Genomic DNA, 25646 nt, shown 5'->3' with positions numbered 1-25646 from the left:
CTGTCACGGGGCGGGCTCGTCCGATGACGGTTCGCGATGTTTCACGTGGAACCAACCGGGCCACATTTCTCCCATGACCGTCCGACCCGTGGTCAAGCGCACCGCCCGAGCCGTCCTCCTGGACGGCGACTACCTGATCCTGATCAAGCGCACCAAACCCGGCGTGGATCCCTACTGGGTCACGCCCGGTGGTGGGGTGGAGCAGGAGGACACCACCGTCGTCGACGCCCTGCACCGTGAGGTGTACGAGGAGCTCGGCGCCAAGATCACCGATGTGGTGCCCTGTTTCGTGGACACCGTCGAACACATCGGCGCGGACAGCAGCACGACCGGGGTGAAGGTGCAGCACTTCTTCGTCTGCCGCCTGGAGTCCATGGACCCGGCCCTGCGGCACGGCCCCGAGGTCGACGAGCCCGCCGGTGAATACGAGATCGTCAGGGTTCCGTTCACCCGGGTCGGGATCGCCTCCGTGCACCTGGTGCCGCTGTCGCTACGGCACTACCTGGACGGCAACATCGAGGGCGTACGGGCCATGCACGCCCCCGACCTGGGCTGACCGGCCGCGATCGGCTCAGTTCCCGGTGACGACGAGTTCCTCCACCGAGTCGTGGCGTATGCGGTTCGAGGGGATGCCGATGTCCCGCAGCGCGTCGACCCCACTGCGGATCATTCCGGGTGGGCCCGACAGATACGCGTCGAACTCGTTCCAGGGGCCGTAGGCGCGGATCGCGTCCGGAAGCTGGACGTGCGCCTGCTGGTCGACGACAGTCCGCACGGAGAGCCAGGGGTGGGACTGCTGAAGCCTCAGCATCGTGTCGATGTCGTACAGGTCGTCGCCGGTGCGGGCGCCGTAGAACACCTCTACCGGCCGGCGTTCGCCGTGCTCGGCGACGTCCTCGACCAGTGCCTTGATGGGGGCGATGCCGGTCCCGCCACCGAGGCAGAGCAGTCCGCTGTCGGAGCTGTGGTCGACGGTCATCGAGCCGGTCGGCGGGCCGAGGCGGATGACGTCGCCGGGCCGGGCGCGATGCACCAGCGCGTTGGAGACCCAGCCCGCGGGAACCGCCTTCACGTGGAACGTCAGCAGTCCGTCCGAGCGGGGCGCGGAGGCGAAGGAGTAGTGCCGCCAGACCCTGGGCCACCAAGGGGTCTCCACACTCGCGTACTGCCCGGCGAGGAAGGGGTAGGGCTGGTCCGGTCGGACGGTGACGACCGCGACGTCCGGGGTCCTGAGATCGTGCGAGACGACCTGCGCGTGCCACCAGGCCGGGGCGCGCATTTCGTCGACGGCCGCTGCGTCGATCATGACCTGGGAGATCGTCGTGTACGCCCGCACCCAGGCCGCCTCCGTCTCCGCGTCCCAGACGGCGGAGGCGAACTTGTCGAGCGCACCGATGAGGCACTCGCCGACGGCCGGATAATGCTCGGCCCGGGTGCCGTATTTGCGATGACCGCGGCCGAGGTTCTGCAGGTAGTCGACGAGGACCGGCGTGTTGTCGATGTGTTCGGCGGCGGTGAGCAGCGCCTTCAGCAGCCGGTCGCGCTGGGTGTCCATCGCAGCCGGGAACAGCGAGCGCAGCTCGGGATGGCGCACGAAGAGCAGAGCGTAGAAATACGAGGTGACCTTGTCGGCCACGGGTGCGACCTCCGCCATCGTCCGGCGGATGAGAAAGGCGTCCGGGGACTCCTGCACCGCGGGCGTGGACCGCTGGGCGGGCACGCGGTGCTCTGCGGACGCGGCTCCACTCGAGACGGACGGCTCCGCGCCGGGCGCAGGCGCCCCGGCGGGCGCGGCCGGTACCAGGGTCGGCGCGGCAGACGGTGCGGCGGTCGGAGCCGGGCCCGGGGCCATCGACCGGGTGACCGACGGGTCGGTGGGCGCCGGCCGGGGTTCGGTGGGCCGAGACGCGGGTGCCGTCGGCGGGGTCCGGGGGAAGACCGGTGCAGCGGCCTCTGCCGACGGTGTCCGGGGGGTGGTGTGCGGCGCATCCGCCGGCGGCCGTATTCGGGGGTCGGTCGGCGCGGCCACGCGGTCGGTGCCTGCCGTGGCCTCCGTCAGCGGGCCGCTGCCCGAGGCCGAGTGGGTCCGGCCCATCGGGCGCATCGCGGCCAGGCGGCTGCCCTCGGTCGTCTCCCGTTCGCCGCCCGGAGCCGACTCCGGCTCCTTGCGCGGGGTGAACCAGCCGCTCCCGCCGCCGGAAGTGCCGTTGTCGGCCGACGCGGTGGTCTGAGCGTCCATGGTGTGCCTCGCCTCGAACATCTTTCGGTCGGTCTGCGCGCTTCCTCGGTCGGAAGGTGCCTGCTTTCCCCCGTAGACGGCTTTCGGTGCCTGTTCGGTGCCATGGCCAATGCGGCCATATTCAACCCACAATCCCACTCCGTACCGACAAGTAGGGCGGGAGTGTGACATGAGCCGCAGTGCACACAACAGCGTCCCGCTCCGGGCGGCCGCCCTCGTCGCATAGTCGAAAATGCGAGTCTTCGATCTCTCCGTCCCTTACGCTGCACTGCTCTCCGTCCGCGCAGGGTGTACACACCCCGCCCAGGACCGAACCCGGCCACGAACCGGAGTCGACCCTACCGGCCACCGCTCCGCACACAAGTCCCGCCTTCCTCAGGGTGGGCGGCGGTGTCGGGCGAACCGTGAATTTCTCAATTACCGGGCGCCACGCACCAATTCATAGGCATCCCATAGATCCTTCCCCTCGTAGGCATGGGTCGCGAGACCGGACAGATGGCCGTCCCCATTGATCGAAACCGAGACGGATACCACTCCGAACAGGTCCTTGTCCGACAGCGAGTCGCCATAAGCGACACAGTCGGCTCTCGTCACCCCGAACTCCCGACAGAGCACATCGGCGACCCGTACCTTGGCCGCGGGATTGAGCACTCCGGCAGGGTCCACGGGTTCGGTGAAGGGAATCGCGGGAAAACGCGAACCGTATGCGGCGTGCGCACCCCAGCCCAGAAGCCGTTCCACGAAGAAGGACGGCGAGAGGGATACGACGGCGCAGTAGTCGCCCTCCTGTCTGATCGCCGCCCAGACCTCACGAATGCGGGTCAGCCACGGTGCTCCCTCGAAAGCCGCTGTGACGTGCGCCTCCGTGAGATGCGCCCACAGGGCGCGGACCTGTGCCGCGTACTCCGGCGGTTCCACCCGCCCCGTCGAGGCCGCCAGGTCCAGCGCCATCGCCTCGGCTTCCCGACCGAGTTGCCGTGAGATCTCCACCGGAGCGGAAGTGCCGTGCAGCAACGTGCCGTCGAGATCAAAGAGATGAAGGCGCGCCATGGTTCCTGAGGCTAGTGGCATGCCCTGTCAGCGCCGAGCGGGGCCACGCATCGCCGGTCGCTCGCCGATGTTTCACGTGAAACGCCCTTTGCCCGGTTCGCCTTCTGTGGGGGCTGGCCGCGACATGGCCAAAAGCACGTGCGTCTCCCCTGAAACAGGTGGACGCCGAGGGTCCCCGTCGGACAGCCTGACCTGCGTGCCCACTCCTTCCCCCGCCGCTCTCCCCATCCGCCGGCTGACGCTTCGCGATCTCTCCGCCTGCGCCGACCTGTCCGAGGATCGGAGGTGGCCCAGGGAGGAGCACAAGTGGGGTTTCCTGCTCACTTCCGGGAAGGGTTACGGCATCGACGACCCCGTCGGCGGACTTGTCGCCGCGTGTGTCGTCACCGAGTACGGCCCGCGGGACCAGCCCGATCTGGCGGCCATCGGCATGGTGCTGGTCGCCGAACGGCACGCTCGGCAGGGCGTTGGGCGTGGTCTGATGCACCACGTGGTCGCCGCGACGGGACCCACCCCGCTGACCCTCCACGCCACACCGAACGGCCGTCCGCTGTACGAGGAGCTGGGCTTCAAGGCCATCGGACGGGCCGAGATGGTGGCCGGTCACTTCACGCCCGGGGGGACACAGTCCGGCGTCGTCACGCGTGCGGCCACCGCCGAGGACCTGACGGTGATCCTCCGGCTCGACGAGGAGGTGTTCGGCCTTGATCGCACCCACATCGTCACGCGTCTGCCGGCCTTCGCCGACCAACTCCGCGTGGCCGTGGAAAACGGCCGGATCATCGGTTACGCGGCCGCCTGGCCCAACATGGACACCCATGTGGTGGGCCCGCTGATCGCCCGCGACACGGAGACGGCCAAGGCCCTCATCACCTCCCTCGCCGCCCACACCGACCGCCGGTTGCGGACCGACATCGACGTACGGCACGAGGAACTGCTGGCGTGGGTGAAGGAGCGGGGCCTCGCACCGGTCGCCTTCAACGCGGTCATGGCGTACGGCATCCCGGAACTACCGGGCGACTGGACTCGGCGCTTCGCTCCCGTGACCGTGGCGGCGGGCTGACGCTCGCGACGAAAGCGCCGGTCCCCCGTCGGGAACCGGCGCTTCCTGCCGCACGGGCTGCGTCAGACGAGTGTGTCCGCGGCAGCCGTGGCGAAGCCGTGATCCTGCTCCGGCGCGCCACCGCCGACGCCGATCGCGCCGATCAGACGGCCGTCACGACGCACGGGCACGCCACCCGCGATGAACAGCAGCGGCCGGTCGAGCGCGGTGGGCAGGGTGTGGAAGGGACCTCCGGGCTGTACGGCGTCGACGAGGTCGGCGGTGGGCGCGTTCAACTGGAGCGCCGTGTACGCCTTGCGGGTGCTCGTCTCCCCGGAGATCAGCACGGCCCGGTCGTCCCGCCGGAAGGCGAGGAGGTGGCCGCCCGCGTCCAGGACGGTGACGCTCACCGTGACCCCGGCGGACTCGGCGGCCTGCCGGGCGACAGTGACGAGGGCCTCGGCGTCCTGGATGGTCAGCGGGGCGAAGGTGGTGGTGCTCACGTGGGTTGTCTCCTTGCGGGTGTTTCTCGAGGGGCGGTGGACCGAGGGGTGCGGGGCCGGTACCGGCCTCGCATCCCGGGGGCTCAGTGGTGGACGGCCGTCCGCTGCTCGGCGGGCGCCGCGTCCGCGACGACGGCGCCGGACGCGCTGTCGCGGCGCTCCAGGCCGGCTGAGAGCAGGGCGAGGAGCAGGGCACCCGCGGCGAGGGCGGCGCCGACCCAGTTGGGAGCTGTGTAGCCGAGGCCGGCCGCGATGACGAGGCCGCCGAGCCAGGCCGAGAGGGCGTTGCCCAGGTTGAAGGCGCCGATGTTCACAGCCGAGGCCAGGGTCGGGGCGCCGTGCGCCTGATCGAGGACGCGCTTCTGGAGCGGCGGGACGGTGGCGAAGCCCAGGGCGCCGATCAGACCGATCGTGACGGCCGCCAGCACCTTGTTGTGTGCGGTGAGCGTGAACAGGGCGAGGACGACGGCCAGGGCGCCGAGAGAGACGTACAGCATGGGCATCAGGGCACGGTCGGCGAACCTGCCGCCGACGAGGTTGCCACCGACCATGCCGAGACCGAAGAGGACCAGCAGCCAGGTGACGGAGCCGTCGGCGAAACCGGCGACATGGGTCATCATCGGCGCGATGTAGGTGATGGCCGCGAAGACGCCTCCGAAGCCGAGGACGGTCATCGCCATCGCGAGCAGGACCTGGACGTTCTTGAAGGCGGCCAGTTCATGGCGCAGGCGTACGCCCTCGGGCCGAGGCATCTCCGGGACCAGCCTGGCGACCCCCGCCAGGCCGACGACGCCGAGCGCGGCGACAAGGCCGAAGGTGACGCGCCAGCCGACGTTCTGTCCCACGAGGGTGCCCAGCGGGACGCCGACGACGTTGGCGACCGTCAAGCCGGTGAACATCATCGCGATGGCTCCGGCCTTCTTGTCCGGGGCCACCAGGTCGGCGGCGACGACCGAGCCGATGCCGAAGAACGCGCCGTGGGCGAGGGAGGCGACCACGCGGCCGATCAGCATCACGGCGAACGTGGGGGCGAGAGCGGAGAGCAGGTTGCCGGCGATGAACAGGACCATCAGCAGCATCAGCATCCGCTTGCGGGAGACCTTGGTGCCGAGGACGGTCATCAGCGGAGCGCCGAACATGACGCCGAGCGCGTAGCCGGTCACGAGGAAGCCGGCGGTGGGGATGGAGACCCCGAAGTCGCCTGCGACCTGGGGCAGCAAGCCCATGATCACGAATTCGGTCGTCCCGATTCCGAAGGCCCCGATCGCGAGGGCCAGAAGCGCGAGAGGCATGGAGGGTCCAACCTTCCCAAACGATTGCAGATGCGCTTTGCGTGCGCCCACAATAGTTGCACACGCGGGTTATATGCAACAGCGGGCTATTGCGGGCGTGCCCTATCCTGGATTCAGCCGCTCCGGGACGGAGGAACCCATGACAGCGACGGACCCCGCGCTCACCGCCCTCTCCCAAGGCTGGTGCGCCCTCTCCCTGCTCCACGGGAGGATCGAGGCCAACATCGAGCGCGCCCTACAGGCACGGCACGAACTGAGCGTGCGCGAGTACTCCCTGCTCGACGTGCTCAGCCGGCAGCACGACGGCGAGGGCGGTCATCTGCAGATGAAGCAGGTCGCCGACGCGGTCGTCCTCAGCCAGAGCGCCACCACGCGGCTGGTCACCCGGCTCGAGGACCGTGGCCTGCTCGAGCGCTACCTGTGCCCCACCGACCGGCGCGGCATCTACACCAACGTCACCGAGGCCGGCCTCGAGCTGCTGTCGGAGGCGCGGCCCACCAATGACGCCGCCCTGCGCGAGGCGCTCGACGAGGCCGCGAAGAGCCCCGAGCTCGCACCGCTGGTCCGGGTCGTGGAGTCGCTGAACGTGCCCGCATAGGCTGCGACCATGGCAGATCTCGAAATACGGCCCGCCACGGCGGAGGACGTCCCGGCGATCGTGGCGATGCTCGCCGACGATCCGCTGGGCGCACAGCGTGAGTCACCGGAAGACCTGACCCCGTACCTGACGGCGCTGGAGCGGCTGGCCGCCGATCCGAACCAGCATGTGATGGTCGCGGTGCGCGAAGGCCGTGTCATCGGCACCCTTCAGCTGACGGTCAATCCCGGCCTCTCCCACAAGGGCGCCGCCCGCGCGATCATCGAAGGCGTACGGATCCACACGGACGAACGCGGCAGTGGCCTGGGCACCCAGCTCATCGAGTGGGCCGTCGACGAGTCCCGGCGCCAGAACTGCCGGATGGTGCAGCTGACATCCGACAACTCCCGCACGGACGCACACCGTTTCTACGAGCGGCTCGGCTTCACGGCGTCACACGTCGGTTTCAAGCTCCAGCTCTGAACGACCGGGGGCGGCCTGTTTCACGTGAAACAGGCCGCCCCCGGTCGTCGACGCATACCCGCGCAGCGCCGAAGGCCCTACTTGACGCCTCGCCACCCCTCCGGGTCCACACCACCGGGCACCGAAGCCGCCTCGTCGTACGGCTGACGCGTGAACGCGAACGACCCGAGGTCCAGGTGGTCCACGGACCCGTCCGGGCGCCGTACGGCCCGGAGAAGCTCTCCGGCGAAGTACCCCTCCAGCCCCGTCCAGGTGCCGTCGCCGTTCGCCCGGAACCGCGAGCGCCGACCGTTGCCGGTCAGCGGCTCCAGCGAGGCCAGTCCGTAGGCCGTCAGCCGCCACGCGAAGGCATGGGTCCCCCAGTACCACTGCCCCGCCAGCTCCAGTACCGCCGGGTCGACTTCGGGAAGCGGGCGCCAGGGCGCCGGGATCCGTGGCTCTGCCTCCGCGACGATACGGACGAGGTCGGCTCCCACCGCGCCCAGTAGCGGCCCGGAGGTGCAGTTGGCCAGCACCACCGCGGCAATGTCGTCGTCCACGCTGATCGTGAGGTTCGCGAGGAAGCCCGGCAGTGAACCCGAGTGGCCGACGAGCAGCCGTCCGTCCCGCTGTTGGATCTGCATCCCGAGGCCGTAGCTGACACCGTCCGCCACATCCGCGGCTTCGGGCGGCGCAGCCGGCGTGCGCATCTCCCGTACGCTCTCGGCGCTCAGCACCCGCTCGTCGCCCCGGGCCAGGAAGGTGGCGAACCTGGCCAGGTCGCCCGTGGTGGACCAGAGTTGACCGGCCGGTGCCATGCGCCCGAGATCCTCTACGGGTTCGGGAAGCAGCGCGTCGGCCCAGGGATGTACCGCCCACCCGCCCGCGTGGGGCGCCAGAGGCTGGGCACTTGTCCGGTCCAGGCCCAGGGGTTCGAGCACTTCTCGCCTGAGAACGTCCTCCCACGGGGCGCCCCGCAGTTCCTCCACCAGCGCGCCCAGCAAGGTGTAGCCCGGGTTCGAGTAGTGGAAGCGACGGCCGACGGGGTGCAGGAAGGGCTGCTCACCGAGCACGTCGGCGAGTTCGGGGCGCATGGATCCGGGGGTGCGCTCCCACCATGGCGCGGGCGACTCCGCCGCGAGCCCGCTCGTGTGGGCGAGGAGGTCGGCGATGGTGGCTTCCCCCGCGCCGGTGCCCGGCAGATGCTTCTCCAGCGGATCGGCCAGGTCGAGCACGCCCGCGTCGCGCAGCCGCAGGACGAGAACGGCGGTGAAGGTCTTGGTGATCGAGCCGATCCTGTACTGCACGTTCTCGTCCGGCCCGTGCCCGTCCACCGAGGTACGCGCACCGTGCCACAGGGCCTGCCCGTCCCGTACGACGGCCGCGACCAGCGACGGCGCACGCCCCTCGGCCTGCGCCACGGCGATCCGGTGGAGCAGCGCACGGCGCGTGCCGGGAAGGAGTTGTTCGTGAGAAGACGTCATGGGCCCAGTCCACCCGGCCGGACACCCCGCGTCGAGCGCATTTCGCCGGTTGCGGGCTCTCGTCACGTGTGACGCGTGGGTCTTGGCTGACCTGCGGGTTCCCGACCCGTCCCAGGAGGCGTGCCGGATCAGGTCTGTGCCATGTCCACGAAGCGCGAGTAGTGACCCTGGAAGGCGACGGTGATCGTGGCCGTCGGGCCGTTACGGTGCTTGCCGACAATGATGTCCGCCTCGCCCGCCCGGGGCGACTCCTTCTCGTAGGCGTCCTCACGGTGCAGCAGGATCACCATGTCGGCGTCCTGCTCGATGGAGCCGGACTCACGCAGGTCGGACACCATCGGCTTCTTGTCCGTGCGCTGTTCGGGACCACGGTTGAGCTGAGAGAGCGCGATCACGGGCACCTCGAGCTCCTTGGCGAGGAGCTTGAGGTTACGGGACATGTCCGAGACCTCCTGCTGACGGCTCTCGGAGCGCTTGGAACCACCGGACTGCATCAGCTGGAGATAGTCGATGATCACGAGCTTGATGTCGCTGCGCTGCTTGAGCCGCCGGCACTTCGCGCGGATCTCCATCATCGACAGGTTCGGGGAGTCGTCGATGAAGAGCGGCGCGGACGACACCTCGGGCATACGGCGGGCCAGCCGTGTCCAGTCCTCGTCCGTCATGGTGCCGGAACGCATGTGGTGCAGGGCGACACGAGCCTCTGCGGACAGCAGACGCATCGCGATCTCGTTGCGGCCCATTTCGAGGGAGAAGATGACGCTCGGCAGGTTGTGCTTGATCGACGCGGCCCGGGCGAAGTCCAGCGCGAGGGTGGACTTACCCATGGCGGGACGCGCGGCGATGACGATCATCTGGCCCGGGTGCAGGCCGTTGGTCAGTGAGTCGAGATCGGTGAAGCCGGTGGGCACACCGGTCATCTCGCCGCTGCGGGAGCCGATCGCCTCGATCTCGTCGAGTGCGCCCTCCATGATGTCGCCGAGCGGCAGGTAGTCCTCGCTGGTGCGCTGCTCGGTGACCGCGTAGATCTCGGCCTGGGCGCGGTTGACGATCTCGTCGACGTCGTCGTCGGCCGCGTATCCCATCTGGGTGATGCGCGTACCCGCCTCGACGAGACGGCGCAGCACGGCCCGCTCGTGAACGATCTCCGCGTAGTACTCGGCGTTCGCAGCCGTCGGTACGGTCTGGACGAGCGTGTGCAGATACGAGGCGCCGCCGACCTTGTTGATCTCGCCACGTTTGGTGAGCTCGGCGGCAATCGTGATGGGGTCGGCCGGCTCGCCCTTGGCGTAGACGTCCAGGATCGCCTGGAAGATCGTTTCGTGCGCCGGCTTGTAGAAGTCGTGGCCCTTGAGGACCTCGACGACGTCCGCGATGGCGTCCTTGGACAGGAGCATGCCACCGAGAACGGACTGTTCGGCGTCGAGGTCCTGCGGTGGTACGCGTTCGAAGGACGTCCCCCCGCTCTCCCACTCGCTGTCGTCCCGACCCCGGTCATGCTGCTCGCCTCGGCCTCGGCCCCCCTCACCGCGGCGACGAGAGGCGGGCAGACGATCACTCGGACCGCTGTCGGCCCACGGATCGTCCAAGGGCTCGGAAATGCTCACCGAGCCACCTCCTCCCGTCCGCCGGAGCGGACCTCGCCGTGCCTGTCTTTTCTACGGCACGGCACTGACAAATAAGAGGCCCTTCTCCGGTTCGGACGCGTCGGTTTTGTGACGGTTTCACGGCCGACGGACGGAGCGGGCGCCGCACCACGGTAGGCCTGTCGGCACCGTCAGCCAATCTGGTTATCCACAGGCCATGTGGACGACGGCCCGGATGCTGTGGAGAACTCCGCAAAACCTGTGCACGACCCGGTGGACAGGCCTGTGAACAAGCTCCCACCCACCTGGGGAGAGCTGCCCTGAGCTGCGAGTATCCCGTCCACCGGCTGTGCAGAAGAAAAACTTTCCCAGCCGGACCAAGATCGGCTCGAACGGTGCGCGAAAGTCCATACGACCAGAGGGCCAGTAAGGGTCAGTCGCACATTGCATCTCTTACCTGTGGACGATTAGATTAGTGCTCATGACACAGGCTCCCGCGCCCGCCAGGACCCCTCGGCGACAGCACGACCGTGAGATCGTGGCGCTGGCCGTTCCGGCCTTCGGCGCACTCGTCGCCGAGCCCCTTTTCGTCATCGCCGACAGCGCGATCGTGGGCCACCTCGGCACCGCGCAACTCGCCGGACTCGGCGTCGCCTCGGCCCTCCTCACGACGGCAGTCAGCATCTTCGTCTTCCTCGCTTACGCCACCACGGCCGCCGTCGCCCGCCGCGTCGGCGCCGGCGATCTGAAGGCGGCCATCCGCCAGGGCATGGACGGCATCTGGCTGGCGCTGCTGCTCGGCGCCGCGGTCATCATCACCGTTCTGCCCACGGCCCCGGCCCTCGTGGACCTCTTCGGCGCCTCGGACACAGCAGCCCCCTACGCGACGACCTATCTGCGTATCTCGTCTCTCGGCATCCCGGCCATGCTCGTCGTGCTCGCTGCCACCGGTGTTCTGCGCGGCCTGCAGAACACCAGGACACCGCTCTACGTCGCCGTCTCCGGCTTCGTCGCCAATGCCGCCCTGAACGCGGGCCTCGTCTACGGCGCCGGCCTCGGCATCGCGGGCTCCGCCTGGGGCACCGTCATCGCACAGGTCGCCATGGCCACCGTCTACCTCGTAGTGGTCGTGCGCGGAGCCCGCAGGCACGGCGCCTCGCTGCGCCCCAATGCCGCCGGCATCAAAGCCTCCGCGCAGGCTGGTGTACCTCTGCTGGTCCGTACGCTCTCCCTGCGGGCGGTCCTGATGATCGCCACGGCCGTCGCGGCCCGTCTCGGCGATGCCGACATCGCGGCCCACCAGATCATCCTGTCCCTGTGGAGTCTGCTGGCCTTCACCCTCGACGCCATCGCCATCGCGGGGCAGGCCATCATCGGTCGCCACCTCGGTGCCGGTGACACCAAGGGCGCCCGCGAAGCCTGTCGCCGCATGGTGGAGTGGGGCATCGCGGCAGGCTTCGCACTCGGCCTGCTCGTGGTGATCGCCCGGCCGCTCTTCCTGCCCCTGTTCACCAGCGACACCCTGGTCAAGGACACCGCCCTGCCCGCGCTCCTCATAGTGGCGCTCGCCCAGCCCGTCTGTGGCATCGTCTTCGTCCTGGACGGGGTCCTGATGGGAGCGGGAGACGGCCCATATCTGGCCGGGGCAATGGTGGTCACCTTGGCGGTCTTCACCCCGGTCGCTCTGCTGGTCCCGGTTCTCGGCGGTGGCCTCACCGCGCTGTGGGCAGCCATGACGCTGATGATGGCCGTGCGGATGCTGACCCTCTGGTTGCGTGCCCGTTCCGGACGCTGGATCGTCACGGGCGCCACGCGCTGACCGTTTCACGTGAAACCGGCGTTTCACGTGAAACACGCGCGCAGCCTGACGGCATCGGGCCGGCGAAGGCCCACTGGCTCTCGCGTGCGCAAGAACAAGGGCGTGGACCAAGCACGCAGAAGGGGCCGCACCCGGCAGGGCGCGGCCCCTTCTTTGGCTGTTCAAGCCAAACGCAGCGGTCAGGCCGCGACGACCTCGATGTTGACCTTGGCGGCAACCTCGGGGTGCAGACGCACGAACGTCTCGTGGGCGCCCAGCGTCTTGATCGGCGCGCCCAGCTCGATGCGGCGCTTGTCGACCTCGGGGCCACCGGAAGCCTTGATCGCCGAGGCGACGTCGGCCGGGGTGACGGAACCGAAGAGACGACCGGCGTCGCCGGAGCGGACGGCCAGACGGACCTTGACACCCTCGAGCTGGGCCTTCACAGAGTTGGCCTGCTCGATGGTCTGGATCTCGTGGATCTTGCGAGCGCGACGAATCTGCTCGACATCCTTCTCGCCACCCTTGGTCCAGCGGATAGCGAACTTCCGCGGGATCAGGTAGTTGCGAGCGTAACCGTCCTTGACGTCGACAACGTCGCCCGCGGCACCGAGGCCGGAGACCTCGTGGGTGAGGATGATCTTCATTAGTCGGTCACCCTTCCCTTATCGCGCGGTGGAGGTGTAGGGCAGCAGCGCCATCTCACGGCTGTTCTTGACGGCCGTGGCGACGTCACGCTGGTGCTGCGTGCAGTTGCCGGTCACGCGGCGGGCACGGATCTTGCCGCGGTCGGAAATGAACTTCCGCAGCATGTTCGTGTCCTTGTAGTCCACGTACGTGACCTTGTCCTTGCAGAAAGCGCAGACCTTCTTCTTAGGCTTGCGCACAGGCGGCTTCGCCATGGTGTTTCTCCTGTGTGATCAAGAAGTTGGGATACGACCCACCTTCGACCCGGTCAGGCCCGACAGGGCCTAGGCCGCGGGCCTAGAAGGGGGGCTCGTCCGAGTAGCCGCCGCCGTTGCCGCCGGAGCTTCCGCCCCAGCCGCCGCCACCGCCGCCGCCACCAGCGCCCTGGTTGCCACCGGCGGGAGTGCCGGAAGCCCACGGGTCGTCAGCGGGAGCGCCGCCGCCCTGCTGGCCGCCGCCGGAGCTTCCGCCCCAGCTGCCGCCACCCTGGCCGCCACCGCCGCCGTAACCACCCTGGCCACCCTGACCACCGCGACCGGCGGTCTTGGTGACCTTGGCCGTGGCGTTGCGCAGGCTGGGGCCGACTTCCTCGACGTCCAGCTCGTAGACCGTGCGCTTGACGCCCTCGCGGTCCTCATAGGACCGCTGCTTCAGCCGGCCCTGCACGACGACGCGCATGCCTCGCTGAAGCGACTCGGCGACGTTCTCCGCCGCCTGACGCCAGACCGAGCAGGTGAGGAAGAGGCTTTCGCCGTCCTTCCACTCGTTCGTCTGACGGTCGAAGGTGCGGGGAGTGGACGCGACGCGGAACTTCGCGACCGCCGCACCGGACGGGGTGAAGCGCAGCTCGGGGTCGTCGACAAGATTGCCGACGACCGTGATGACGGTCTCGCCTGCCATGGGGGAACCTCTCGGCGGGTTTGCTGCTGGCTGCTGGTGCTGCTACTCGAATCCCGAGATCGTCTGAGCGGGAGAGCTCAGTGGGTCTCGGGACGGAGGACCTTGGTCCGGAGGACCGACTCGTTCAGGTTCATCTGGCGGTCGAGCTCCTTGACGACCGCAGGCTCGGCCTGCAGGTCGATGACCGAGTAGATGCCCTCGGGCTTCTTCTTGATCTCGTACGAGAGACGACGACGGCCCCAGGTGTCGACCTTCTCGACCTTTCCGTTGCCCTCACGGACGACGGAGAGGAAGTTCTCGATCAGGGGGGCGACAGCGCGCTCCTCCAGATCGGGGTCGAGGATGACCATCACCTCGTAGTGACGCATGTGGAACCCACCTCCTTTGGACTCAGCGGCCACGGTCGTTCCGTGGCAGGAGGGTTGTGATGCGTTCGCAACGGTATCGGCCGCCACTGACAATCGAGGGCCGCCGGGTGGCGTCCCTGCTCTGTTCTGGGCGGATCCTGGCTGTGCCTGGGCAGACACCGGTGCAGACGCTACAGACTACCCGCACACCCGCTTCCGGTTGAAATCCGGCCCCGTAGACCCTCAATCTGTACACATCGGGTGTGTACGGCGCTACGATGCGCCGCCTTCCGCAGGAGGTGCCCTATGGCACAGGCATTGCGACCCAACACCGTCGGCGGCCTTTTCGCCTCGGACGGAAAGTCCCATCCCCTCCAGGTCACGCTGCTCGCGGTGACCCTGGTGCTGGGCATCACGGCTTTCGTCTCGGCGATGTTCCACAACCTGCACCTGCTCAGCTCCTGGGCCGGCCTGGTGGGCATCTTCACCGGGGCCTACGGGCAGTGGATCTCCGAGACGACCCGCGAACGTTTCGGTCTGATCCTGGGTCTCGGCGCCGCTGCCATCGGTTTCTTCCTCGGCATGGCGCACGGCGGGCTCTTCGGCGGCGTCTTCTGAGTCGCGCCGAAGCACCCTCGAACGCTGTGTGAAGCTCCCCGGAACGCCCCGGCCGGCCTCCGCGCCGGGGCGTTGGGCCCGTACGCCCAGTGAGGCCGCCCGCAAGGCGCAGTAGGCTTCGCCGCGAGAGCCGGAGCCCCTGTACCCATGGGGACACACCAGCCCGAGGAGCGCCCGGAATGAGCCTGACCCTGAGGACCATCAGTCGAGAGCAGCATCTGGCATACATCCAGAGCCTGCCGTCGGCGAGTCACATGCAGGTTCCGGCCTGGGCGGACGTAAAAGCGGAGTGGCGCTCCGAGAGCCTCGGCTGGTTCGACGACCGCACCGGTGAGATGGCCGGCGCCGGCCTGGTCCTCTACCGACAGCTGCCCAAGATCAAGCGCTATCTGGCCTATCTGCCCGAGGGCCCGGTCATCAACTGGTTCGCACCGAATCTCACCGACTGGCTGGAACCGATGCTCGCGCATCTGAAGCAGCAGGGCGCCTTCTCCGTGAAGATGGGCCCGCCGGTGATCATCCGGCGCTGGGAGGCCATCTCCATCAAGGCCGGCATCCAGAACCCGGACGTGAAGCGGCTGCGGGACATCGAGGCGGACTTCATCGAGCCGCGCGCCTTCGAGGTGGCCGACAAGCTGCGCCGCATGGGCTGGCAGCAGGGCGAGGACGGCGGCGCCGGCTTCGGCGACGTGCAGCCCCGCTACGTCTACCAGGTGCCGCTGGCCAACCGCTCCCTGGAAGAGGTCCACAAGAACTTCAACCAGCTGTGGCGCCGCAACATCAAGAAGGCCGAGAAGGCAGGTGTCGAGGTCGTCCAGGGTGGCTACCACGACCTTGAGGAATGGCAGCGCCTGTACGAGATCACGGCCGTGCGCGACCACTTCAGGCCCCGCCCGCTCTCGTACTTCCAGCGCATGTGGACGGCCCTCAACACCGAGGACCCCAACCGCATGCGGCTGTACTTCGCCCGCCACAACGGCGTGAACCTGTCGGCGGCGACGATGCTGATCGTCGGCGGCCACGTCTGGTACTCCTACGGCGCCTCCGACAACATCGGCCGTGAGTTCCGCCCGTCCAACGCGATGCAGTGGCGGATGCTGCGGGACGCCTACGCACTCGGCGCCACCGTCTACGACCTGCGCGGAATCTCCGACTCGCTGGACGAGACCGACCATCTCTTCGGCCTGATCCAGTTCAAGGTCGGCACGGGTGGACAGGCCGCCGAATACCTCGGCGAGTGGGACTTCCCGCTGAACAAGCTGCTCCACAAGGCTCTCGACATCTACATGTCGCGACGCTGACGTCACGTTCAGTGCTTCCATACCTCTGATACACCGCTGCCACGAGAAAGGTTCCAGGTCCGGCCATGGCGCTCACCCTCTACGTCGACACCGCGCGCTGGCGGGCGCACCACAAGCACGTGCAGGAGCAGTTCCCGGGACTCGTCCCGGTCTGCAAGGGCAACGGCTACGGCTTCGGTCACGAGCGCCTCGCGGAGGAGGCCACGCGGCTGGGCTCGGACGTCCTGGCCGTCGGCACGACGTACGAAGCCGCGCGCATCAAGGACTGGTTCGGCGGTGACCTGCTGGTGCTGACGCCGTACCGGCGCGGCGAGGAGCCCGTGCCGCTGCCCGACCGGGTGATCCGCTCGGTGTCGTCGATCGACGGCGTGTACGGCCTGGTGGGCGCCCGGGTGGTCATCGAGGTCATGTCGTCGATGAAGCGGCACGGCATAAGCGAGCAGGACCTGGCCCAGCTGCACTCCGCCATCGAGAACGTCCGTCTCGAGGGCTTCGCGATCCACCTTCCGCTGGACCGCACCGACGGCTCGGACGCCGTCGAGGAGGTCATCGGCTGGATGGACCGGCTGCGCGCGGCCCGACTGCCGCTGCACACCATGTTCGTCAGCCACCTCAAGGCGGAGGAACTCGCCCGCTTGCAGCAGCAGTTCCCGCAGACCCGCTTCCGCGCCCGCATCGGCACGCGCCTGTGGCTCGGGGACCACGACGCCACCGAGTACCGCGGTGCCGTCCTGGACGTCACGCGCGTCGCCAAGGGCGACCGGTTCGGCTACCGGCAGCAGAAGGCGGCCTCGGACGGCTACCTGGTGGTCGTGGCGGGCGGTACGTCGCACGGGGTGGGCCTGGAGGCCCCCAAGGCTCTGCACGGCGTCATGCCGCGCGCCAAGGGCGTCGCCCGCGCCGGTCTGGCCACCGTGAACCGGAACCTCGCCCCGTTCGTCTGGGGCGGCAAGCAGCGCTGGTTCGCCGAGCCGCCGCACATGCAGGTCTCCATCCTGTTCGTGCCCTCGGATGCCCCGGAGCCGAAGGTCGGTGAGGAGCTGGTGGCCCATCTGCGGCACACCACCACCCAGTTCGACCGCATCGTGGACCGCTGAGCGGTGGGCACAGGCACCTGAGCCGCCCGGCAACGCCGAAAGGCCGTACACGGAGTCTCCGTATACGGCCTTTTACGTGGGCCGCCCGCCCTTGTTCGCTCAGAGCGAACTGTCGGTCGACTCCCGTTTGCCCCACTCCACCTGCGGCCCGTCGAAGTGGGCCGCGTGCCTCGGCGGATGGGCAGCCGAACCGAGGACGAACACGTCCTCCGCTCCATCGAGCACACCGCCCGAGGGGTCGTCGTCGCCGGCCTGGCGCACCACGTCCCGCTCCGGCATGAGGATGTCGCGCACGACCACGACGCAGAGGTACAGCGTCCCCAGAAGATGCGCGCCGATGGCCCAGTGATAGCCGTCGGTCGGCAGGCCCTTGTGGGCGTCTCCGCTCGTCGTGTACGCGAGGTACATCCAGATCCCCAGGAAGTACGCCACCTCGCACGCCTGCCAGATCAGGAAGTCCCGCCACTTCGGCCGGGCCAGCACGGCCAGCGGCACCAGCCACAGGACGTACTGCGGGGAGTACACCTTGTTGGTGAGGATGAACGCCGCGACGATCAGGAACGCCAGCTGGGCGAAGCGCGGCCTGCGCGGGGCGGTGAAGGTCAGCGCCGCGATACCGCCGCAGCAGAGCAGCACCAGGACCGTGGCCAGGGTGTTGACCGTGTCGGTGCTGAGCGGGTCGGTCGAGTTCTGCGCCATGATCAGCCAGAAGGACCCGAAGTCGACGCCCCGCTCCTGGCTGAACGTGTAGAACTTCGACCAGCCGTCGAAGGCGAAGAGCATCACCGGCAGGTTCACCACGAGCCAGGAGACGGCCGCGCCTGCCAGGGCCTTGCCGAAGTCCCGCCACTTGCCCGCACGCCAGCACAACAGGAACAGCGGGCCGAGCAGGAAGACGGGATACAGCTTGGCGGCCGTGGCGAGCCCGAGGAGGACTCCGAAGGCCAGCGAGCGGCTCCGTGACCACATCAGCATCGCGGCGGCCGTCAGGGCCACCGCCAGCAGATCCCAATTGATCGTGGCGGTCAGCGCGAAGGCGGGTGCCAGAGCCACCAGCAGGCCGTCCCAGGGTCGGCGCGCCTGCGTGCGGGACACACAGACCACGATGACGGCCGCGCAGACCATCAGCATCCCGGCGTTGACCATCCAGTACCACTGTTCCTGGTGCTGGATGGAGCCGCTGCCGGGCGTCAGCCAGGCGGCCACCTCCATGAACACACCGGTCAGCACCGGGTACTCGAGGTACTGCATGTCACCGGGGAGCTTGTCGAAGTACGGCACGAGTCCGTCGGCGAATCCGCGACCCTGGTAGAGGTGCGGAATGTCCGAATAGCACGCGTGCGTGTACTGGGAACTGGCGCCAAAGAACCAGCCACCGTTGTAGCAGGGCGCCTTCTGGACGAGACCGAAGGCGAACACTCCGATGGCCACAAGCGCGACGACTCGTACGGGAGTCCACCAGGACGCCCCGAGGAGGGCACGCCGTCCGATGGGGCCGCCGATCAGCTCACTGGCGGCCGCGGCGACCTCGTCGTCCCTGGTCGGCCGTACCGGATCGGGCTCGTGCACGCTCGTCGGCGTCGCTTCTGCACTGGGCATGGGGCACATCCTGCCGTACGCGCCTAGGAATACGCCGAGGGCCGCCACACCTCAGTCGGTGTGACGGCCCTCGTTTCACGTGAAACATTCGGGCGTTTCACGTGAAACACTCATGTCGGGCGATAGGCGGCTATCCGGTTGGGCCGCCGAAGAGCGACCCATTACCGCCGTTTCCATTGCCTCTGTTGGAACCAGTCGATTCCGAGGACGACGGTGAGCTGGTCACTCCGCCGTCGGTACTGCCACCGTTCGTGGTACCCGCGTCGGTACCGCCGTTGTTGCCGCAGTTCCAGGTGAACCTGCCGCAGGTCTCGCTGGCCGAGGGAGAGGGGCTGGTCAGCGTCTCCGACGGCGTGGGAGACGGTGTCGGGCTGGCCTCCTCGGTCTCGGTGGCGGACGGCGTGGGCGTCGGCGACGGCTCCTCGTTCACGACCTCACCGATGGGCTCGGGGGTCGGGAAGTCCTCGGCCTTCTCGCCCTTCAGCGCCTCCGCCATGTAGTCGTGCCAGATCTGGGCCGGGAACGACGCACCGTGGATCTTCTTCTGACCACCCGTTCCGTACATCTCGAGGAACGTGCGGTTCTTCTTGGTCTCGTCGTCGTCGTACCGGAACATCGTGATCGACGTGGACAGCTGCGGCGTGTAGCCGACGAACCAGGCCGACTTGTTGCCGTCGGTGGTACCGGTCTTGCCGGCCACCTCACGACCGGGCAGCTGGGCGTTGGTACCCGTGCCCTTCTCGACGACGGTCTTCAGGACGTCGGTGACGTTGTCGGCGACCGCCGGGGTGAAGGCCTCTTCGAACTCGACCTTGTGCGTGTAGACCACGCCGTCCTTGCTCTTCACCGACCGGACGGAGAACGGGTCATGCTGTTTCCCGCTGGCCGCGAAGGTGCCGTAGGCGCCCGCCATCCGGATGGCGCTGGGGTCGGAGATACCGATGGAGAAGGACGGGAAGCTGGTGCCGGTCAGGCTGGACGGCAGGATCCCCGCGTCGACGGCCGACTGCTTCACCTTGTCCAGACCGACATCCATGCCGAGCTGCACGAAGGCGGAGTTGACCGACTCCCGCATCGCCTCACGAAGGTCGATCTGGTACTTCGGGGCGCCGCCGTACGAGGCGTTGCCGTCGTTGGTCTGGAGCCACTCCTCGCCCTTCTCGTTCTTCCAGACTTCCTTGTTGTACTCCTTGATCTTGAGCTTGTTCTTTCCGCTGAACAGGCTCTTCGGAGAGGCGATGGTGCGTTCGTCCTGCGCCTGCGACTCCGGGCCGTCGGGATTGCGCACGCCCCACTTCATCGCCGCGGCGAGCACGAACGGCTTGAACGTGGAGCCGACCTGGGCGCCGGTGGTGTCGGCATTGTTGGTGAAGTGCTTGGTCGCGCTCTCACCGCCGTAGATGGCCTTGATGGCACCGGACGCCGGGTCCACCGAAGCTCCGCCGAACTGGACGTGCGTGTCCGTATCCGGTCGCTCCTTGGGCTTGATGCTCGCCTTCTGGACCTTCGTGACGGACGCCTCGAGCTCCTTGACCTTCTTCTTGTCGAAAGTCGTGTAGATGGAGTAGCCGCCCTGGGTCAGCTTTTTCTGGGTGATGCCGGTTTCTTTGCTGTGGGTGACCACGTAGCTGTTGGCGAGATCGACGAGGTAGCCGATCTGACCGCTCAGTTCGGTGTTCGAGCGCGGGTTCTTCCAGTCGGGCAGAGTGGTGTACTTGGCCCGTTCCTGGGCGTCCAGATGACCGTACTCGACCATCTTGTCGAGCGTGTCCTGCATCTGCCGCAGGGCCCGCTTGCTGTTCGCCCCAGCGGTGGCGGACGAGTCGAAGGCGGTCGCACCGGCCGGGTCGTAGTACGTGGAGCCCTTGAGCATCGCCGCCAGGAAGGCGCACTCGCCCGGGTTCAGCTTTATGGCGTCCTTGGCGAAGTAGGCGCGGGCCGCGGCCTGGATCCCGTAGGCGTTGCGCCCGTAGTACGCGGAGTTCAGGTAGCCGGCCATGATGTCGTCCTTCTTGACCGTGGCCCCCACCTTTATGGAGATGAAGATCTCCTTGAACTTCCGCGTGATGGTCTGGGACTGGTCGTCCAGACGCGCGTTCTTCACGTACTGCTGGGTGATGGTGGAACCACCCTGCGTCTCACCGCCCTTGGCCATGTTCAGCACGGCGCGGGCGATGCCGTTGGGGTCGATGCCGCTGTCGGTGTAGAAGGTCTTGTTCTCCTGCGACACCACGGCGAACTGCATCGCCTTCGGGATCTGCGACAGGTTGATGATCTGGCGGTTCGTCTCACCGCCCGTGGCGACCATCGGGCTGTCGTCGGCCCAGTAGTAGACGTTGTTCTGGGACGTCGCGGTGTCAGCGACGTTCGGCACACTCACCATGGCGTATCCGATGCCCGCCACGGCCACCAGACTGCCGATGAAGCCGACGCACAGGCCGGAGACGAGCTTCCAGGACGGCACCCAGCGGCGCCACCCGTCCTTACCGAAGCGCGGGTAGTCGATGAAGCGCTTCTTGCCCGAAGCGACTGCACGCCCCCTGCCCCGCCCAGGGCCGTCGGAGCCGCCCCGGCGGCCTCCGGGGCCGTTCTCGGCCGCTCTGCGGCGGCCACCTCTCTGTGCCGCGCGCCGGGCCTCGGCACGGCCGCCGTACGACGACTCCTCGCCTGCCGGCTCATAGGAATCCGACCCGTACGCATCGGACTGAGACCCGGTGGCGCCACGCGGTGCCGCTCGGCGGCCGGAGGACGAGCCGGACTGGCCGCGTCGGGCCGCGGCACGTCCGCCTCCCTGCGGCTGCGGCGGTTTGCGACGGTGCTCGCTCATCGAACGATTACTCCTCGGGCAGGCGCACCCGTGCGCGCCTGGAAACGGCAGCTGGTTTCCGGTCCCCCCGAAGTACGGATGTGGTCGGTCACGCATTCACCCGTACTGCACCGAGGACGAGGACGTCCCCAAGCGTCACTCGGTTCCCGGTGGTGTGCATGGCGCACAGACTACGCACCGTCAAAACCCGCCGAGCCCCGAAGTTCACCCCAAATCAGGCAACTTGCATCCAACGAATCGGTGATGTGATCCCGTTCACCATCTTCCCTCTTGTCGCGCGCGGAAGGCCGTTCTATCGTTCTGATGTATCGAGTCGATACATCAGCTCGGCATAAAGACCGTCACGGCCCGTCCGCGGCAGAGAGGAGGCGACGATGAGCCGGCGTTCCGGGATCCTCGAGTTCGCCGTACTCGGCCTGCTCCGCGAGTCCCCGATGCACGGCTATGAGCTGCGCAAACGACTCAACACGTCACTGGGTGTGTTCCGGGCGTTCAGCTACGGGACGCTTTACCCCTGCCTCAAGACGCTGGTCGCCAGCGGCTGGTTGATCGAGGAGACGGGAAGCACCCCCGAGGACGCTCTCGCCGCTCCACTCGCGGGGCGTCGCGCCAAGATCGTCTACCGGTTGACGGCAGAAGGTAAGGAACACTTCGAGGAACTGCTCTCGCAGACGGGACCCGACGCGTACGAGGACGAACACTTCGCCGCTCGCTTCGCTTTCTTCGGGCAGACGTCACGCGATGTACGCATGCGCGTACTGGAGGGTCGCCGTAGCCGGCTGGAGGAGCGTCTCGAAAAGATGCGCGCCTCCCTGGCACGCACCCGGGAGCGCCTCGACGACTACACGCTTGAGCTTCAGCGCCACGGAATGGAGTCCGTGGAGCGCGAGGTGCGCTGGCTGAACGAGCTCATCGAGAGCGAGCGGGCCGGACGGGACCTGAAGGGTTCCGCCTCCGGTGGGCTCGCTCAGCACGACACCACATCTGGAGCGACGGGCGGCCTGCCCCGGCCGGGGGACGACCCCCGGCCGGATACGCCCGACGACACCGCCACGTGAGTCCCCTTCAGGGCCTCACTCGTACACACAGGGAGCAACCGGAATGGGTTCGGTTCGCGTAGCCATCGTCGGCGTGGGCAACTGCGCTGCATCGCTGGTGCAGGGCGTCGAGTACTACAAGGACGCCGACCCGGCGTCCAAGGTCCCGGGCCTGATGCACGTCCAGTTCGGCGAATACCACGTGGGTGACGTCGAGTTCGTCGCCGCCTTCGACGTCGACGCGAAGAAGGTCGGCCTCGACCTCTCCGACGCCATCGGCGCCAGCGAGAACAACACCATCAAGATCTGCGACGTCCCGAACAAGGGCGTCACGGTCCAGCGCGGTCACACCCTGGACGGTCTCGGCAAGTACTACCGCCAGACCATCGAGGAGTCCGCCGAGGCCCCCGTCGACATCGTCCAGATCCTCAAGGACAAGCAGGTCGACGTCCTCGTCTGCTACCTGCCCGTCGGTTCCGAGGACGCGGCGAAGTTCTACGCCCAGTGCGCCATCGACGCCAAGGTCGCCTTCGTCAACGCTCTCCCGGTCTTCATCGCCGGCACCAAGGAGTGGGCGGACAAGTTCACCGAGGCGGGCGTCCCGATCGTCGGCGACGACATCAAGTCGCAGGTCGGCGCCACCATCACGCACCGTGTGATGGCGAAGCTGTTCGAGGACCGCGGTGTCCGTCTCGAGCGCACCATGCAGCTCAACGTGGGCGGCAACATGGACTTCAAGAACATGCTGGAGCGCGACCGCCTCGAGTCGAAGAAGATCTCGAAGACGCAGGCCGTCACCTCGCAGATCCCCGACCGCGATCTGGGCGAGAAGAACGTCCACATCGGCCCGTCGGACTACGTGGCCTGGCTGGACGACCGCAAGTGGGCCTACGTCCGCCTCGAGGGCCGCGCCTTCGGCGACGTTCCGCTGAACCTCGAGTACAAGCTCGAGGTCTGGGACTCCCCGAACTCCGCGGGTGTCATCATCGACGCCCTGCGCGCCGCGAAGATCGCCAAGGACCGCGGCATCGGCGGTCCGATCCTGTCGGCCTCCTCGTACTTCATGAAGTCCCCGCCGGTCCAGTACTTCGACGACGAGGCCTTCGCCAACGTCGAGAAGTTCATCAAGGGCGAGGTCGAGCGCTAGGCGCCGGCAAAACGGAGCGCTGTGCGTCGACAGGACGCCGCAGCGCCGACACTGCTCCTGCCAGGGCGGTTGAGGGTCCCCGGGTCCATGACCCGGGGACCCTCCGCGTGTGTGAGGCTGTGCCCCATGTCCGTCGTCCGCGATCTGCGTGTTCTTCTGCGCTTCCAGGACTTCCGGCGCCTGCTGGGCGTGCGACTGCTCTCCCAGGGCGCCGACGGCGTCTATCAGGTGGGGCTCGCCACCTACGTCGTCTTCTCGCCGGAGAAACAGACCTCGGCCGCCGCGATCGCCTCCGCGATGGCGGTACTGCTGCTGCCGTACTCGCTGGTGGGCCCCTTCGCCGGCGTTCTGCTCGACCGCTGGCGCCGTCGTCAGGTCCTCCTCTACGGCAATCTGCTACGTGCCCTGCTGGCATCGGTGACGGCGACCCTGATGATCGGCCACGTTCCGGACTGGCTCTTCTACGTCTCCGCCCTGTGCGTCACCGCCGTCAACCGATTCGTCCTCGCGGGGCTGTCCGCGGCACTGCCCCGGGTGGTCGACGCCGAGCGGCTCGTGATCGCCAACTCCCTCTCCCCGACCGCCGGAACGCTCGCCGCGACCGCCGGCGGCGGCCTCGCCTTCGCCGTCCGGCTGGTGGTGGCGGACTCCGACGCCGCCGTGGTGCTGCTGGGCGCCTCGCTGTATCTGTGCGCGGCTCTCGCTTCTCTGCGCATGGCAGCGGAACTGCTGGGGCCCGACCACGCGTTGGTACGGCCGCGGCTGGGAGCGGCGCTGAGCGGTACCGCGCGAGGGCTCGCGGCGGGGGTACGGCATCTCGCCGCGCCGGGCAGGAGGGAGGCCGCCTGGGCTCTGGTCTCGATGACGCTGATGCGGTTCTGCTACGGCGCCCTGACCGTCACGGTCCTCATGCTCTGCCGGTACGCCTGGTCGTCCGGTTCGAACGAGGGTCTGGCACTGCTGGGAGTGGCCGTGGGCGTCTCGGGAGCGGGATTCTTCGCGGCGGCCGTGGTGACGCCGTCGGCGGTGGGACGGCTGGGGCCAGGACGCTGGATCGTCGTCTGTTCCGGGTCCGGCGCCGTCCTGGAGCTCGCGCTCGGCCTGCCCTTCGCCGAAGTCCCCATGTTCGTCGCGGCGTTCGTCCTGGGACTTGTCACCCAGGGCGCGAAGATCGCGACCGACACGGTCGTGCAGTCCTCGGTCGAGGACGGCTTCCGCGGCCGGATCTTCTCCCTGTACGACGTCCTGTTCAACATCGCCTTCGTCGGCGCCGCCGGGGTGGCCGCCGTGATGCTGCCGCCCGACGGCCGCTCGGTTCCGCTGGTGGTGTTCGTGGCCGCGCTCTACGGAGCGATTGCTATGACTATGGCCCGCTTTGAGCGTCAGTGAGTGTCACATCAAAGCCACAGACTGCTCTCGGAAAAGCAAAGTGACCAATGGGGCCCGGTAGCTTACCTGCGTCTTACTTCGCGCCAAGCGCATCCATGTTCTAGGGGGACCCCCAACGTGACAACTCCGCCGCCGCCTCAGGGCCAGAACCCGTACGCCCAGACGCCTCCGCCGCCCGCGGGGCAGCAGCCCGTCCAGCCGGGAGTTCCGCCGCAGGGTGCGCCCTACGCCCCGTTCCCCAACCAGGGCGCTCCGGTTCCTCCCCCGCCCGCCCCGGGCCGGAGGACCGGCAAGAAGGTCATGCGGATCGTCGGCGTGATCGTCGTCGCCGTCATCGTCGGCCTCATCAAGTTCGGCATCGGCTTCTGGGCGAGCGAGACCGACGCGGAGACCACCTCGGTGGGTTCTTGCATGCACAACGACGGAACGGACAGCAAGGCCGACCTCAACGAGGTCGACTGCTCCTCCAGCGACGCCCAGTACAAGGTCGTGAAGAAGTTCGACGACACCAGTGACGACAGCAAGTGCGAGACCGTCACGGACGCGACGATCTCCTACGTCCAGTACGGCAACGGCCACGACGTCGTGCTCTGCCTGAGCGAAGTCAAGTAAGACCTCGTCGGCTCAGCGATCAGGGGCGGTGTTTCACGTGAAACACCGCCCC

General features: G+C 68.1%; 24 protein-coding genes. 12 read left to right on the top strand and 12 right to left on the bottom strand.

The window, feature by feature from the left end; translation table 11 throughout:
- The first annotated feature begins 73 nt into the window (after positions 1–73).
- Positions 74–556 (top strand): NUDIX domain-containing protein, encoded by a 483-nt coding sequence (locus tag ACFV0T_RS06645; RefSeq protein ID WP_385775173.1) that lies wholly within the window; start codon positions 74–76, stop codon positions 554–556.
- A gap of 15 nt (positions 557–571) precedes the next feature.
- Here the strand turns inward: ACFV0T_RS06645 and ACFV0T_RS06640 are convergent, their stop codons facing one another.
- Both ACFV0T_RS06640 and ACFV0T_RS06635 read right to left on the bottom strand, forming a co-directional pair.
- Positions 572–2239 carry a globin domain-containing protein gene (locus ACFV0T_RS06640; RefSeq protein WP_385775170.1) on the bottom strand — a complete coding sequence of 556 codons (1668 nt, stop codon included), beginning with the start codon at positions 2237–2239 and terminating at the stop codon, positions 572–574.
- Positions 2240–2656: 417 nt separating this feature from the next.
- Positions 2657–3289 carry an HAD family hydrolase gene (locus ACFV0T_RS06635; RefSeq protein ID WP_385775167.1) on the bottom strand — a complete coding sequence of 211 codons (633 nt, stop codon included), beginning with the start codon at positions 3287–3289 and terminating at the stop codon, positions 2657–2659.
- A gap of 196 nt (positions 3290–3485) precedes the next feature.
- Here ACFV0T_RS06635 and ACFV0T_RS06630 point away from each other — a divergent pair, with 196 nt between their 5' ends.
- Positions 3486–4352 carry a GNAT family N-acetyltransferase gene (locus ACFV0T_RS06630; RefSeq protein ID WP_385775166.1) on the top strand — a complete coding sequence of 289 codons (867 nt, stop codon included), beginning with the start codon at positions 3486–3488 and terminating at the stop codon, positions 4350–4352.
- Positions 4353–4414: 62 nt separating this feature from the next.
- Here the strand turns inward: ACFV0T_RS06630 and ACFV0T_RS06625 are convergent, their stop codons facing one another.
- Entirely contained in the window at positions 4415–4834 is a 420-nt protein-coding gene (locus tag ACFV0T_RS06625; RefSeq protein WP_385775164.1) for a heme-binding protein, read from the bottom strand.
- A gap of 83 nt (positions 4835–4917) precedes the next feature.
- Positions 4918–6126: an MFS transporter gene (locus tag ACFV0T_RS06620; protein ID WP_385775162.1), complete on the bottom strand. Its 1209-nt coding sequence runs from the start codon at positions 6124–6126 to the stop codon at positions 4918–4920.
- Positions 6127–6265: 139 nt separating this feature from the next.
- Between ACFV0T_RS06620 and ACFV0T_RS06615 the strand changes: the two genes are divergently transcribed.
- Both ACFV0T_RS06615 and ACFV0T_RS06610 read left to right on the top strand, forming a co-directional pair.
- Positions 6266–6724, top strand: a complete 459-nt coding sequence (locus tag ACFV0T_RS06615) for a MarR family winged helix-turn-helix transcriptional regulator (RefSeq protein ID WP_385775160.1) — start codon at positions 6266–6268, stop codon at positions 6722–6724.
- 9 nt (positions 6725–6733) lie between these two features.
- Positions 6734–7186 carry a GNAT family N-acetyltransferase gene (locus tag ACFV0T_RS06610; RefSeq protein ID WP_385775158.1) on the top strand — a complete coding sequence of 151 codons (453 nt, stop codon included), beginning with the start codon at positions 6734–6736 and terminating at the stop codon, positions 7184–7186.
- A gap of 77 nt (positions 7187–7263) precedes the next feature.
- Here the strand turns inward: ACFV0T_RS06610 and ACFV0T_RS06605 are convergent, their stop codons facing one another.
- Together ACFV0T_RS06605 and dnaB are read right to left on the bottom strand one after the other, a co-directional pair.
- Positions 7264–8649: a serine hydrolase domain-containing protein gene (locus ACFV0T_RS06605; protein WP_385775156.1), complete on the bottom strand. Its 1386-nt coding sequence runs from the start codon at positions 8647–8649 to the stop codon at positions 7264–7266.
- 128 nt (positions 8650–8777) lie between these two features.
- Positions 8778–10256, bottom strand: coding sequence for a replicative DNA helicase (gene dnaB / locus ACFV0T_RS06600; protein WP_385775154.1), 1479 nt, complete (start codon positions 10254–10256; stop codon positions 8778–8780).
- 460 nt (positions 10257–10716) lie between these two features.
- On the opposite strand from dnaB, the gene ACFV0T_RS06595 reads away from it, so the two are divergent.
- Positions 10717–12054 (top strand): MATE family efflux transporter, encoded by a 1338-nt coding sequence (locus ACFV0T_RS06595; protein WP_385775152.1) that lies wholly within the window; start codon positions 10717–10719, stop codon positions 12052–12054.
- Positions 12055–12233: 179 nt separating this feature from the next.
- Here the strand turns inward: ACFV0T_RS06595 and rplI are convergent, their stop codons facing one another.
- From rplI to rpsF, 4 genes are all read right to left on the bottom strand, one after another.
- The gene (rplI, locus tag ACFV0T_RS06590; RefSeq protein ID WP_351695817.1) at positions 12234–12680 is read right to left on the bottom strand and encodes a 50S ribosomal protein L9; all 447 of its coding nucleotides are present in this window, start codon (positions 12678–12680) and stop codon (positions 12234–12236) included.
- Positions 12681–12698: 18 nt separating this feature from the next.
- Positions 12699–12935 (bottom strand): 30S ribosomal protein S18, encoded by a 237-nt coding sequence (rpsR, locus tag ACFV0T_RS06585; RefSeq protein WP_003949403.1) that lies wholly within the window; start codon positions 12933–12935, stop codon positions 12699–12701.
- A gap of 82 nt (positions 12936–13017) precedes the next feature.
- Positions 13018–13620, bottom strand: coding sequence for a single-stranded DNA-binding protein (locus ACFV0T_RS06580; protein ID WP_385775150.1), 603 nt, complete (start codon positions 13618–13620; stop codon positions 13018–13020).
- Positions 13621–13697: 77 nt separating this feature from the next.
- Positions 13698–13988: a 30S ribosomal protein S6 gene (gene rpsF, locus ACFV0T_RS06575; RefSeq protein WP_005482942.1), complete on the bottom strand. Its 291-nt coding sequence runs from the start codon at positions 13986–13988 to the stop codon at positions 13698–13700.
- Between the two features lie 285 nt (positions 13989–14273).
- On the opposite strand from rpsF, the gene ACFV0T_RS06570 reads away from it, so the two are divergent.
- From ACFV0T_RS06570 to ACFV0T_RS06560, 3 genes are all read left to right on the top strand, one after another.
- Positions 14274–14585 carry a hypothetical protein gene (locus ACFV0T_RS06570; RefSeq protein WP_385775148.1) on the top strand — a complete coding sequence of 104 codons (312 nt, stop codon included), beginning with the start codon at positions 14274–14276 and terminating at the stop codon, positions 14583–14585.
- A 179-nt stretch (positions 14586–14764) separates the two neighbouring features.
- Positions 14765–15886 (top strand): peptidoglycan bridge formation glycyltransferase FemX, encoded by a 1122-nt coding sequence (femX, locus tag ACFV0T_RS06565; protein ID WP_385775146.1) that lies wholly within the window; start codon positions 14765–14767, stop codon positions 15884–15886.
- A 65-nt stretch (positions 15887–15951) separates the two neighbouring features.
- The gene (locus ACFV0T_RS06560; RefSeq protein ID WP_385775144.1) at positions 15952–16983 is read left to right on the top strand and encodes an alanine racemase; all 1032 of its coding nucleotides are present in this window, start codon (positions 15952–15954) and stop codon (positions 16981–16983) included.
- A gap of 99 nt (positions 16984–17082) precedes the next feature.
- On the opposite strand, the gene ACFV0T_RS06555 is transcribed toward ACFV0T_RS06560, so the two are convergent.
- A complete protein-coding gene (locus ACFV0T_RS06555) occupies positions 17083–18582 on the bottom strand; it encodes a glycosyltransferase family 87 protein (RefSeq protein ID WP_385775142.1) in 1500 nt (499 codons plus the stop codon).
- 130 nt (positions 18583–18712) lie between these two features.
- The gene (locus tag ACFV0T_RS06550) at positions 18713–21409 is read right to left on the bottom strand and encodes a transglycosylase domain-containing protein (protein WP_385775140.1); all 2697 of its coding nucleotides are present in this window, start codon (positions 21407–21409) and stop codon (positions 18713–18715) included.
- Positions 21410–21783: 374 nt separating this feature from the next.
- Between ACFV0T_RS06550 and ACFV0T_RS06545 the strand changes: the two genes are divergently transcribed.
- From ACFV0T_RS06545 to ACFV0T_RS06530, 4 genes are all read left to right on the top strand, one after another.
- The gene (locus tag ACFV0T_RS06545; RefSeq protein WP_385775138.1) at positions 21784–22467 is read left to right on the top strand and encodes a PadR family transcriptional regulator; all 684 of its coding nucleotides are present in this window, start codon (positions 21784–21786) and stop codon (positions 22465–22467) included.
- A gap of 43 nt (positions 22468–22510) precedes the next feature.
- Positions 22511–23593, top strand: coding sequence for an inositol-3-phosphate synthase (locus ACFV0T_RS06540; RefSeq protein WP_385775136.1), 1083 nt, complete (start codon positions 22511–22513; stop codon positions 23591–23593).
- 126 nt (positions 23594–23719) lie between these two features.
- Positions 23720–24982 carry an MFS transporter gene (locus ACFV0T_RS06535; RefSeq protein ID WP_385775134.1) on the top strand — a complete coding sequence of 421 codons (1263 nt, stop codon included), beginning with the start codon at positions 23720–23722 and terminating at the stop codon, positions 24980–24982.
- A 117-nt stretch (positions 24983–25099) separates the two neighbouring features.
- Positions 25100–25594, top strand: coding sequence for a hypothetical protein (locus tag ACFV0T_RS06530; protein WP_385775132.1), 495 nt, complete (start codon positions 25100–25102; stop codon positions 25592–25594).
- Positions 25595–25646: the final 52 nt, after the last annotated feature.

It is taken from the genome of Streptomyces sp. NPDC059582 (genome assembly GCF_042735715.1).
Lineage (GTDB): Bacteria > Actinomycetota > Actinomycetes > Streptomycetales > Streptomycetaceae > Streptomyces.
The sequence above is the reverse complement of the archived record's forward strand: the minus strand, read 5'-3'. Positions and strand labels throughout refer to the sequence as shown.

Bases quoted from the DNA above. Each gene is read 5' to 3' on its own strand.
- ACFV0T_RS06570 (WP_385775148.1), top strand. From the start codon at position 14,274: ATGGCACAGGCATTGCGACCCAACACCGTCGGCGGCCTTTTCGCCTCG.
- ACFV0T_RS06545 (WP_385775138.1), top strand. From the start codon at position 21,784: ATGAGCCGGCGTTCCGGGATCCTCGAGTTCGCCGTACTCGGCCTGCTC.
- ACFV0T_RS06620 (WP_385775162.1), bottom strand. From the start codon at position 6,126: ATGCCTCTCGCGCTTCTGGCCCTCGCGATCGGGGCCTTCGGAATCGGG.
- rpsR (WP_003949403.1), bottom strand. From the start codon at position 12,935: ATGGCGAAGCCGCCTGTGCGCAAGCCTAAGAAGAAGGTCTGCGCTTTC.
- ACFV0T_RS06645 (WP_385775173.1), top strand. From the start codon at position 74: ATGACCGTCCGACCCGTGGTCAAGCGCACCGCCCGAGCCGTCCTCCTG.
- ACFV0T_RS06550 (WP_385775140.1), bottom strand. From the start codon at position 21,409: ATGAGCGAGCACCGTCGCAAACCGCCGCAGCCGCAGGGAGGCGGACGT.
- ACFV0T_RS06615 (WP_385775160.1), top strand. From the start codon at position 6,266: ATGACAGCGACGGACCCCGCGCTCACCGCCCTCTCCCAAGGCTGGTGC.
- ACFV0T_RS06580 (WP_385775150.1), bottom strand. From the start codon at position 13,620: ATGGCAGGCGAGACCGTCATCACGGTCGTCGGCAATCTTGTCGACGAC.
- femX (WP_385775146.1), top strand. From the start codon at position 14,765: ATGAGCCTGACCCTGAGGACCATCAGTCGAGAGCAGCATCTGGCATAC.
- ACFV0T_RS06555 (WP_385775142.1), bottom strand. From the start codon at position 18,582: ATGCCCAGTGCAGAAGCGACGCCGACGAGCGTGCACGAGCCCGATCCG.
- ACFV0T_RS06605 (WP_385775156.1), bottom strand. From the start codon at position 8,649: ATGACGTCTTCTCACGAACAACTCCTTCCCGGCACGCGCCGTGCGCTG.
- ACFV0T_RS06560 (WP_385775144.1), top strand. From the start codon at position 15,952: ATGGCGCTCACCCTCTACGTCGACACCGCGCGCTGGCGGGCGCACCAC.
- ACFV0T_RS06635 (WP_385775167.1), bottom strand. From the start codon at position 3,289: ATGGCGCGCCTTCATCTCTTTGATCTCGACGGCACGTTGCTGCACGGC.
- ACFV0T_RS06595 (WP_385775152.1), top strand. From the start codon at position 10,717: ATGACACAGGCTCCCGCGCCCGCCAGGACCCCTCGGCGACAGCACGAC.
- rpsF (WP_005482942.1), bottom strand. From the start codon at position 13,988: ATGCGTCACTACGAGGTGATGGTCATCCTCGACCCCGATCTGGAGGAG.
- rplI (WP_351695817.1), bottom strand. From the start codon at position 12,680: ATGAAGATCATCCTCACCCACGAGGTCTCCGGCCTCGGTGCCGCGGGC.
- ACFV0T_RS06640 (WP_385775170.1), bottom strand. From the start codon at position 2,239: ATGGACGCTCAGACCACCGCGTCGGCCGACAACGGCACTTCCGGCGGC.
- ACFV0T_RS06535 (WP_385775134.1), top strand. From the start codon at position 23,720: ATGTCCGTCGTCCGCGATCTGCGTGTTCTTCTGCGCTTCCAGGACTTC.
- ACFV0T_RS06610 (WP_385775158.1), top strand. From the start codon at position 6,734: ATGGCAGATCTCGAAATACGGCCCGCCACGGCGGAGGACGTCCCGGCG.
- ACFV0T_RS06540 (WP_385775136.1), top strand. From the start codon at position 22,511: ATGGGTTCGGTTCGCGTAGCCATCGTCGGCGTGGGCAACTGCGCTGCA.